General features: G+C 36.1%; 3 protein-coding genes. 2 read left to right on the top strand and 1 reads right to left on the bottom strand.

The features are described from left to right. The coding region (locus IDG60_RS12025) for an aminotransferase class I/II-fold pyridoxal phosphate-dependent enzyme (RefSeq protein WP_206160738.1) at positions 1-741 on the top strand (741 nt) is incomplete at its 5' end. Positions 742-763: 22 nt separating this feature from the next. After that, a complete protein-coding gene (locus IDG60_RS12030) occupies positions 764-1,762 on the top strand; it encodes a D-lactate dehydrogenase (protein WP_206160739.1) in 999 nt (332 codons plus the stop codon). Positions 1,763-1,852: 90 nt separating this feature from the next. On the opposite strand, the gene copZ is transcribed toward IDG60_RS12030, so the two are convergent. Beyond that, entirely contained in the window at positions 1,853-2,059 is a 207-nt protein-coding gene (copZ, locus tag IDG60_RS12035; RefSeq protein ID WP_000076661.1) for a copper chaperone CopZ, read from the bottom strand. Positions 2,060-2,078: the final 19 nt, after the last annotated feature.

Raw genomic sequence — 2,078 nt, forward strand, 5'->3', positions numbered from 1 at the left:
CCGCTTAATTTAGAACCGCCACATTATTTGCCAGATTGGTCCACAGTTGATTCACAAATAATAGATAAAACAAAACTCATTTATTTAACGTATCCAAATAATCCAACTGGATCGACAGCTACGAAAGAAGTTTTTGATGAAGCGATAGCTAAATTTAAAGGTACAGACACTAAAATCGTGCATGATTTTGCTTATGGTGCTTTCGGTTTCGACGCTAAAAATCCTAGTATACTTGCTTCGGAAAATGGGAAAGATGTTGCGATTGAAATTTATTCCTTGTCTAAAGGTTATAACATGTCAGGTTTTAGAGTCGGTTTTGCAGTTGGTAATAAAGATATGATTCAAGCTTTGAAAAAGTACCAAACGCACACAAATGCTGGGATGTTTGGTGCATTACAAGATGCCGCAATATATGCTTTGAATCATTATGATGATTTTTTAGAAGAACAAAGCAATGTATTTAAAACACGTCGTGACCGATTCGAAGCCATGCTTGCAAAAGCTGATTTGCCATTTGTTCATGCTAAAGGTGGCATATATGTATGGTTGGAAACACCGCCTGGTTATGACAGCGAGCAATTTGAGCAATTTTTAGTGCAAGAGAAGTCAATACTTGTTGCTCCAGGGAAACCATTTGGAGAGAATGGTAATCGTTATGTGAGAATTTCATTGGCGTTAGATGACCAGAAATTAGACGAAGCTGCAATAAGATTAACAGAACTAGCATATTTATATGAATAATAAAGTTAAGGGTGATGTTAAAATGACAAAAATTAAAATCATGAGTGTACGTGATGAAGATATGCCTTATATCAAGGCGTGGGCAGAGAAACATCATGTTGAGGTAGATATTACTAAAGAAGCATTAACTGATGACAATGTTGAAGGTGTCGCTGGTTATGATGGCTTATCGCTATCACAACAAATACCATTATCAGAGCATGTTTATAAACGATTAAATGAACTTGATATTAAACAAATCGCACAACGTAGTGCTGGATTTGATACATATGATTTGGAGTTAGCAAACAAGTATAACTTGATTGTGTCAAATGTGCCGTCATACTCTCCGAATTCAATTGCGGAGTTTGCTGTGAACCAGGCTATTAATGTGGTTCGTCATTTTAATCAAATTCAAACGAAAGTGCGGGAGCATGATTTTAGATGGGAACCTACTATTTTATCGAAATCCATTAAAGATTTAAAAGTAGCTGTTATTGGTACAGGTCGAATTGGCCGTGTAGTAGCCGATATATTTGCCAATGGTTATCAAAGTGATGTGGTCGCATACGACCCGTTTCCTAATGCTAAAATTGCAACGTATGTCGATTACAAAGATACGATTGAGGAAGCGGTTGAAGGTGCTGATATCGTGACATTACATGTACCTGCAACGAAATATAATCATTATCTATTTAATGCTGAATTATTTAAACATTTTAAAAAGGGCGCAGTATTTGTCAATTGTGCGAGAGGTTCTTTAGTAGATACTAAGGCGTTATTAGACGCATTAGACAATGGTGTGATTAAAGGTGCAGCACTTGATACGTATGAATTTGAACGCAAACTTTTCCCAAGTGATCAAAGGGGCAAAACACCGAACGATCCATTGTTAGAATCGTTGATTGACAGGGAAGATGTCATATTAACACCACATATTGCGTTTTATACTGAAGCTGCAGTTAAAAATCTAATTGTCGATGCATTAGATGCAACATTAGATGTATTGCAGACTGGAGATACTAGGTTACGAGTAAATTAAAAATCGAACTGATGAGATAATTTGGATTGTTGGGATTCTCATCAGTTCGATTTTTTTAATTTGGTGTTGATGACGTTGAATATTGCCTAATTAAACGACATCGTAACCTTGATCTTCAATTGCGTCTTTCATTTGAGATACAGCAACTTTACTGTCATCATATTGAACACTTACTTGACCATTTTCAAGGTTAACGTCAGCTGAAGTGACACCGTCAATATTATTTAATGCAGATTCAACAGCACTTTTGCAGTGACCACAGCTCATACCTTCAACATTTAAAATTTCTTGTGACATAGCATTCACCTCCTTTTAG

The organism is Staphylococcus sp. EG-SA-2 (assembly GCF_017152085.1).